Source organism: Modestobacter caceresii (assembly GCF_000761485.1).
GTDB classification, from domain to species: Bacteria; Actinomycetota; Actinomycetes; order Mycobacteriales; family Geodermatophilaceae; genus Modestobacter; species Modestobacter caceresii.
In genome coordinates this window covers 85099-92200 of record NZ_JPMX01000127.1, presented here as the reverse complement: position 1 = coordinate 92200, position 7102 = coordinate 85099, and the positions used below count along the sequence as shown (strand labels likewise).

The following is a 7102-nucleotide window of genomic DNA, read 5'->3' as shown; positions in this document are numbered from 1 at the left end:
CCCCCGCCGGTGCCGGCGAGCACCCGCCCCGCGCTGTCCGGCCGTCCGCAGGCCTCGACCCACCCGACCGCCCTCCCGGTGGCGCCCCGTCCGGCCGCCGCGCTGCCGGCCGCCGACGAGCCCGGCGGCCGCCTCGCGACCGTGACCCGGCTGGTCCCCGCGCCGTCGTCGACGGCGCTGGCCCCCTACCCGATGAGCGGGCCGGAGGAGCTGGTCATCCGGCTGCTGACCCTCGGGCTGCCCGACTCGCTGCTGGGGCCGGACTTCACCAGTGACGCGGCCGCCCGCGGCGTGTACGCGGCGCTGACCCGGAGCCTGTCCGAGCGGTTGCCCGCAGCTCCGCCGGCGCCCACGGAGCCGGGCGACGTGCTGATGCTCGTCGGCCCCGGCGCCGAGACCTTCGCCGCCGCCCGGTCGCTGGCCTCCTCGCTGCGGCTGGAGCCCGAGGCCGTGCTGTGGGCCGCGTCGGGTGCGCTCGCCGGCCTGGCCCCGGAGGCCAGTCGGATCACCTCGCTGGAGACCGCCCTGGCACGCCGCCGGACCAGCGCCGCGACCGGCGCGGTCACCGTCGTCGCCGTGGACGCCCCGCTGCGCACGTCCGGCGGGCCGTGGATGGAGCACATGCTCTCGGTCTGGTCGCCGTCGGCGGTCTGGGCGGTCATGGACGCCACCCGCAAGCCCGAGGACCTCGTCCCGTGGCTGGACGGGCTGCCCCGCCTGGACGCCGTCGTCGTCGAGGACACCGACTCGACCGCCGACCCGGCCGCCGTGCTGAACCACGTCCCGGTGCCCGTGGCCATGGTCGACGGCACCCGGGCCACCGCGCACCGCTGGGCCTCGCTGCTGTGTGAGCGGCTGGAGGAGATGGAGGCGTGATCAGCCCGTTCCGCTGGGACGTCGTGGTGACCGGCTTCGTGCTGGCCATCCCGGTGTTCCTGCTGGGACTGCGCGGTGACTTCACCGTGGACGACGTCACCACCCGCCTGCTGTGGTGCCTGGGCGCCGGCTGGGTCGCCGTCGGCCTGCTGCGCTGGGCCACCACCCCGCCGCCGCCGGCCCGCCGCGCCCGGCCGAGCCCGGCCCCGGCGGACGAGCCCGCCTCCACCTGACGGGCGGCACGCACTCCTGCGCAGTTGCGCTCGGATGTCCGCTGCTGCAACAGCGCCGAGGCGCGGCTTCCGGCGCGAGAGCGATGTGGACCTCGTCCACAGGTTGACCGCCGCCCCTCCCTGGAGCGGCGGGACCGGCCAGGCTGGCTGGATGACCGATCCGCTGCCCCCTGGGGTGTTGCTCCGCGCCTCGGCGGTGCGCCTGGGTTTCGACGACGGCGAGCTCGCGCGCCTGGTCCGCTCCAAGCAGCTCGACCGCCTGCAGCGCGGTGCGTACATCGACCCGCACGCTGATCGAGCTGCTCGCGCCCGAGCGGTCATCGTCGCGACCGTGGCGGGGCTCAGACTGCCGGGAGCCGTCAGCCACGGCTCGGCGGCAGTCCTGCACGGACTGCCCACGTGGCGGGTCGGCTCGGCCCGCGTGCACGTCACCCGCACTCCCCCCGCGTCCGGAGCCAGCAGCAGGCGGGTGCACCTGCACGTCGCCCGACTGGGCGCCGAGGAGACCACCGTGGTGGACGGCGTGCTCACGACCGATGTCACCCGGACCGTCGTCGACCTCGCCCGGACGCTGACGTTCGAGTCGGCGGTCGTCACGGCCGACGCCGCGCTCGCACTCGGGTCCACCACGGCAGCGCAGCTCGACGACGCACTGCGACGAATGGGCGGCGCACCCGGGACCCGTCGGGCGGCTCGGGTCATCGCCTTCGCCGACCGGCGCAGCGAGAGCGTCGGTGAGAGCCGGAGCCGGGTGCTGATCCACCGCATCGGGCTGACCGCACCGGACCTGCAGGTCGAGGTGCGCCGGCCCGACGGGTCCTTGGTCGGACGCTGCGACTTCGGCTGGGACGCCCAGCGCACGCTCGGGGAGTTCGACGGCCGGGTCAAGTACGGGCGACTGCTCCGCCCCGGTGAGTCGGCCGGTGACGTCGTCTACCGGGAGAAGCTGCGGGAGGACGAGATGCGTGACCTCGGCCGGGAAGTGGTCCGGTGGACGTGGCCCGAACTGGAGGAGCCCGGCGTCGTGGCCGCGCGGCTACGGCGTGCGTTCACCCGGGGCAGCCACCGTCGGTGACCCGCTCTTGCGCAGTTCCCGGGGCTCTCTCGGTGGTGCAACAGCGCGGGAGCAGCGGGAGCGGCGCAAGAGCGGGGTCAGGCTCGGGTCAGAGGGGGAGGTCTTCCAGCATCTCCGTCACGAGGGCGGCGATCGGGGAGCGCTCCGAGCGGGTCAGGGTCACGTGGGCGAACAGCGGGTGCCCCTTGAGTCGGTCGATCACCGCGGTCACGCCGTCGTGCCGGCCGACCCGGAGGTTGTCCCGCTGCGCCACGTCGTGGGTGAGGACGACGCGGGAGTTGGTGCCCAGCCGGGAGAGCACGGTGAGCAGCACCCCGCGCTCCAGCGACTGCGCCTCGTCGACGATCACGAACGAGTCGTGCAGCGAGCGGCCGCGGATGTGGGTCAGCGGCAGCACCTCGATCAGCCCGCGGGCCACGATCTCCTCGACGACGTCGCCGGAGACCAGGGCGCCCAGGGTGTCGAACACCGCCTGGGCCCAGGGCGCCATCTTCTCGTTCTCGCTGCCCGGCAGGTAGCCGAGCTCCTGCCCGCCGACGGCGTACAGCGGCCGGAAGATCACCACCTTCTTGTGCGCCCGTCGCTCCATCACCGACTCCAGCCCCGCGCACAGCGCCAGCGCCGACTTGCCGGTGCCGGCCCGGCCGCCCATCGAGACGATGCCGATCTCCGGGTCGAGCAGCAGGTCCAGGGCGACCCGCTGCTCGGCGGAGCGCCCGTGCAGGCCGAAGGCGTCCCGGTCGCCGCGGACCAGCCGCACCTGCTTGTCCAGGGTCACCCGGCCCAGCGCGGACCCGCGGCCGGAGAGCATGACCAGCCCCGTGTGGGTCGGCAGCTCCGCGGCAGCCGGCAGGTAGACCGTGCCGGTGTCGTAGAGCGCCTGGACGTCGGACTCCTCGACCGCCAGCTCGGCCATCCCGGTCCAGCCGGTGTCGACCGCCCCGAGCCCGCGGTACTCCTCGGTGTCCAGCCCCACCGCGGCGGCCTTGACCCGGAGCGGCACGTCCTTCGTCACCAGGCAGACGTCCCGGCCCTCGCTGCGCAGGTTGAGCGCGACGACCATGATCCGGCTGTCGTTGCTGTCGTTGCGGAACCCGGGCGGCAGCACCGACGGGTCGCTGTGGTTCAGCTCGACGTGCAACGAACCGCCCTGGTCGCCGACCGGCAGCGGGGCGTCCAGCCGGCCGTGCTGCACCCGCAGGTCGTCGAGCATCCGCAGGGTCTGGCGGGCGAACCAGCCGAGGTCGGGGTGGTCGCGCTTGTCCTCGAGCTCACCGATCACGACGAGCGGGACGACGACGTCGTGCTCGTCGAAGCGCAGCAGCGCGCCCGGGTCGGAGAGGAGCACGGAGGTGTCGAGGACGTAGGTGCGGCGAGTGGTCACGAGTCGGCTCCCGTGGAGCGGCACCCTGATGACAAGGCGCGCCCCGGCTCGAAGGTGGCCGGGCCCCGGCGCTGGGGCCAGGACGCGGCCCCTCTGGTGGATGAACTGCCTCGCACCAACCGGGCCTCCCGTGGAGGGCGAGGTGAGCTCGTCCTCCACCGCCGACGCTAGGCCCCGGTACTGACGAAAGCACCCCTCCGACACGCGATCGGGTGATGCGTGGTGCGCCGTTCGTCAGCTGGACTCCTGCCGGAAACGTCGGACGCCGAACCACCAGCCCGCCACGCCCATCGCGATGGTGAGCGCAGCACCCCACCACGCGGTGCTGCTGCCGTAGTCGCCGTCGAAGAAGGCACGGGTGCCCTCGACCACGTGCTTGAGCGGGTTGACGTCGCTGATCGCCTGCAGCCAGCCGGGGGCCAGCGACATCGGCAGCAGGATGCCCGAGAGCAGCAGCACCGGCAGGACGACGGCGTTGAGCAGCGGCGCGAAGGCGTCCTCGCTCTTCAGCGTCAGCGCGAGCGCGTAGGAGACCGAGGCGAACGCCGCCCCCAGCAGCGCGATGACCACCAGGGTCAGCAGCACCCCGGCCACCGGTGCGCGCAGCCCGAGCGGGATGGCCACCAGCACGAGCAGCGTGCCCTGCACCAGCAGGACGACGACGTCACGCAGCACCCGCCCCAGCAGCAGCGCCGTGCGGCTGGCCGGGGTGACCCGCTGGCTCTCGATGACCCCGGCCCGGTACTCGGCGATCAGCCCGAACCCGACGAACAGCGCACCGAAGATGCCCAGCTGGACGAGGATCCCGGGCACGAACACCTGGTAGGCGTTGCCCGCACCCAGCTGGACGGCGTCGGAGGTCAACAGCGGGCCGAAGAGGGTGATGTAGAGGATCGGCTGCAGCAGGCTGATCACCAGCCAGGCCGGGTTGCGCAGCGACATCCGCATCGCCCGGGCGAAGACCGTGTAGGTGTCCCGGACCAGGTTGCTGGTCGCGGTGGCACTGGTCGTGGGCTGGGTGGCCTCCGGCGGGGTCGCGACCGTGCTCATCGGGCTGCCTCCAGCGACTCGGTGGGGACGGCGGGCGGCGCCCCGGTCTCCCGCAGCGACCGGCCGGTGAGGCCGAGGAACACGTCGTCCAGGCTGGGCCGGCGGCTCTCGATGCCGGCCACGGCGATGCCGGCGGCGTCCAGCTCGCGGACGAGGGCGACCAGGGCGGCACCGCCGTTCGGGGCGCGGCCGACCACCCGGGTGCCGTCGACCTGGGGAGCCTCCGCCCCGGGCAGCGCGGCCATCAGGGCGGCGACCTGCCCGGCGGCGTCGGCGTGCTCGGCGGTGACGGTCAGGACGTCGCCGCCGACGTCGGACTTGAGCTGGTCGGGGGTGCCGGCGGCGACGATGCGGCCGGAGTCGATGACCAGGATCCGGTCGCACAGCGCGTCGGCCTCGTCGAGGTAGTGCGTGGTCAGGAACACCGTCGTCCCGCGCTCGGCGCGCAGGCCGCGGATGTGCTGCCACAGGTTCGCCCGGGCCTGCGGGTCGAGCCCGGTGGTCGGCTCGTCGAGGAAGACCAGGCCCGGGACGTGCACCAGGCCCAGCGCGATGTCCAGCCGACGGCGCTGGCCGCCGGACATCGCCTTCGGCTGACGCTCCCAGAGGCCGTCGAGGTCGAGCTCACGGAACAGCCGCTTGCCGCGGGCGGTCGCCTCCTCGGTGCTGATCCCGTACAGCCGGGCGTGGTCGACGACCTCCTCCCCGGCGCGGGCCTCGGGCGCGGTCGAGCCGCTCTGCGAGACGTAGCCGATCCGGCGGCGCACCCCGACCGGGTCGGCGATCAGGTCGCAGCCGGCCACGGTGGCGGTGCCGGCGGTGGGCTCGAGCAGGGTGGTCAGCATCCGCAGCGTGGTGGTCTTGCCGGCGCCGTTCGGGCCCAGGAAGCCGACGATCTCCCCGGCCTCGACGTCGAGGTCCACGCCGGCGACGGCGTGCACCTCCTGCTTCTTCTTCCGGAAGGTGCGGGCGAGCCCGCGGGCGTGGATCACGGCGGGGATCCTCCACCGGTGCACCGACGGGAGTCGACCGGGTTCAGCTCCCGGCGGACGACCGGCGCGGCCGGAGCACCACCAGCGCCCAGGCCGCCGGCACCAGCAGCACCGGCCACTGCAGCGACACGTCGCCCAGCCACAGCAGCCCGGCCAGCAGGAACAGCGCCAGCCAGCCCGCCGTCCACAGCCCGAGGGCCTGTCGCTCCTCCGTCGTCCCGCTCGCCACGACGGTCAGGCGCCGGCCAGCTCGGCGGTGACGACCGCCGGCGTCAGCGGCTCGTCCAGCAGTCGCAGGAACCGGTCGGCGACGGGCTGCCCGGCCGGCCGGGCGGCCAGCCAGGCGGCGAGCAGGTCGAAGCCCTCGACGTAGGTGGAGATGTAGGCCCGCCACAGCGGGTCGGTGAGGAACCGCAGCTGCTGGACGGCGCGGTCACGGCTCACCAGACCCCAGCGCTGGAGGTGGGCGATCACCACGTCGGGGTCGGCGCCGCGGTCGTGCAGCAGGATCGCGGCGTCCTGGCGCACCCGGTTCAGCGGCGCGGCCGCGGCGGCGACCCGCTCGGCCAGGTGCCCGTCGAAGCGCAGGCCCAGGTCACCGAGCACGTCGGCGGCCCAGGGGCCCCACCCGGCGCCGATCGACGCCTCGACGCCCAGGTCGGCCAGCCCCTCGGCCATCAGGCACTCGGGGGTGTTGACCAGGAACACGGTGTGCTCGAGGTGCTGGTCGCGCTCGACCAGCCCCCGCTCCTTGCGGCAGTGCTCGGTGTGGTGCCCGGGGTAGGACTCGTGCGCGACCAGGTGCGGCAGCTGACCGAGCCGGTGCGGCAGGTCGGCGTTGATCGCCACCCGCGAGCGGTAGTCGCCCTCGTAGTAGTTGAACCCCGACCACGGCTTGTCGGTGACCACCTCGTAGCGCACCGTCTCGGCCTCGGGCAGGCCGTACTGGCCGCGCACCCGGTCCCGCAGTGCGGAGGAGAGCGCGTGCACCGCCTCCTCCAGCCGCTGTGGGGGGCACTCCTCCCGGCGCCGGTGCACCGCGTACCGCTCCGCCAGCGTCCCGCTGCCCGGCAGCAGCTGCTCGAGCTCGGCGTGCGCGGCGGCGTACTCGGCCGGGTCGCCGAGGGCGACCGACACCTGGAAGTAGGCCTCGACCTCGGCGATGAAGCCGACCGGCTCCCCGCCCAGCTTGCGGGCGCTGCACTCCAGACCGGTGAGCTGACCGCGCAGGTAGGCGGTCCGGTCGGCCGGCAGAGCGGCGGAGTCGAGCTCGCCCAACAGCGCCCGGGCCTGGTCGCGCAGCTCGTGCGGCTGCGGCGCCGGCTCGTCGGCGACCTGGGCCCGCAGCCGCTGCTCGCCGGTGTAGGCGTCGACGAAGCCGGGTTCGAGCCGGTCGAAGCGCAGCCCCAGCCGCACGTACTCCAGGGGGACGTCGACCGCGCCGGCTGCCATGCCCCGAGTCTGTCAGCCCCCGGGCGCCGTCCCGGGCAGG

At 74.4% G+C, this 7102-nt stretch carries 8 protein-coding genes; 3 read left to right on the top strand and 5 right to left on the bottom strand.

Annotation, left to right across the window (positions count from 1 at the left end; translation table 11 throughout):
- The 3 genes from IN07_RS22940 to IN07_RS22930 form a co-directional block, all read left to right on the top strand.
- On the top strand, positions 1 to 876 hold an 876-nt coding region (locus IN07_RS22940), incomplete at its 5' end, for a hypothetical protein (protein ID WP_036341125.1).
- The gene (locus IN07_RS22935; RefSeq protein WP_231558544.1) at positions 873 to 1109 is read left to right on the top strand and encodes a hypothetical protein; all 237 of its coding nucleotides are present in this window, start codon (positions 873 to 875) and stop codon (positions 1107 to 1109) included. The genes IN07_RS22940 and IN07_RS22935, both read left to right, overlap by 4 nt.
- 151 nt (positions 1110 to 1260) lie before the next feature.
- Positions 1261 to 2184 (top strand): type IV toxin-antitoxin system AbiEi family antitoxin domain-containing protein, encoded by a 924-nt coding sequence (locus tag IN07_RS22930; RefSeq protein WP_036341122.1) that lies wholly within the window; start codon positions 1261 to 1263, stop codon positions 2182 to 2184.
- 88 nt (positions 2185 to 2272) lie between these two features.
- Here IN07_RS22930 and IN07_RS22925 read toward each other — a convergent pair whose 3' ends face one another.
- From IN07_RS22925 to IN07_RS22905, 5 genes are all read right to left on the bottom strand, one after another.
- Positions 2273 to 3568: a PhoH family protein gene (locus IN07_RS22925; RefSeq protein WP_036341119.1), complete on the bottom strand. Its 1296-nt coding sequence runs from the start codon at positions 3566 to 3568 to the stop codon at positions 2273 to 2275.
- A gap of 234 nt (positions 3569 to 3802) precedes the next feature.
- Positions 3803 to 4618, bottom strand: a complete 816-nt coding sequence (locus IN07_RS22920) for an ABC transporter permease (RefSeq protein WP_081975643.1) — start codon at positions 4616 to 4618, stop codon at positions 3803 to 3805.
- Positions 4615 to 5610 carry an ATP-binding cassette domain-containing protein gene (locus tag IN07_RS22915; RefSeq protein ID WP_036341117.1) on the bottom strand — a complete coding sequence of 332 codons (996 nt, stop codon included), beginning with the start codon at positions 5608 to 5610 and terminating at the stop codon, positions 4615 to 4617. The genes IN07_RS22920 and IN07_RS22915 overlap by 4 nt, the downstream gene beginning before the upstream one ends.
- Before the next feature lie 43 nt (positions 5611 to 5653).
- The gene (locus IN07_RS22910; RefSeq protein ID WP_036341115.1) at positions 5654 to 5839 is read right to left on the bottom strand and encodes a hypothetical protein; all 186 of its coding nucleotides are present in this window, start codon (positions 5837 to 5839) and stop codon (positions 5654 to 5656) included.
- 5 nt (positions 5840 to 5844) lie between these two features.
- Positions 5845 to 7062, bottom strand: a complete 1218-nt coding sequence (locus IN07_RS22905; RefSeq protein WP_036341113.1) for a hypothetical protein — start codon at positions 7060 to 7062, stop codon at positions 5845 to 5847.
- Positions 7063 to 7102 lie beyond the last annotated feature (40 nt).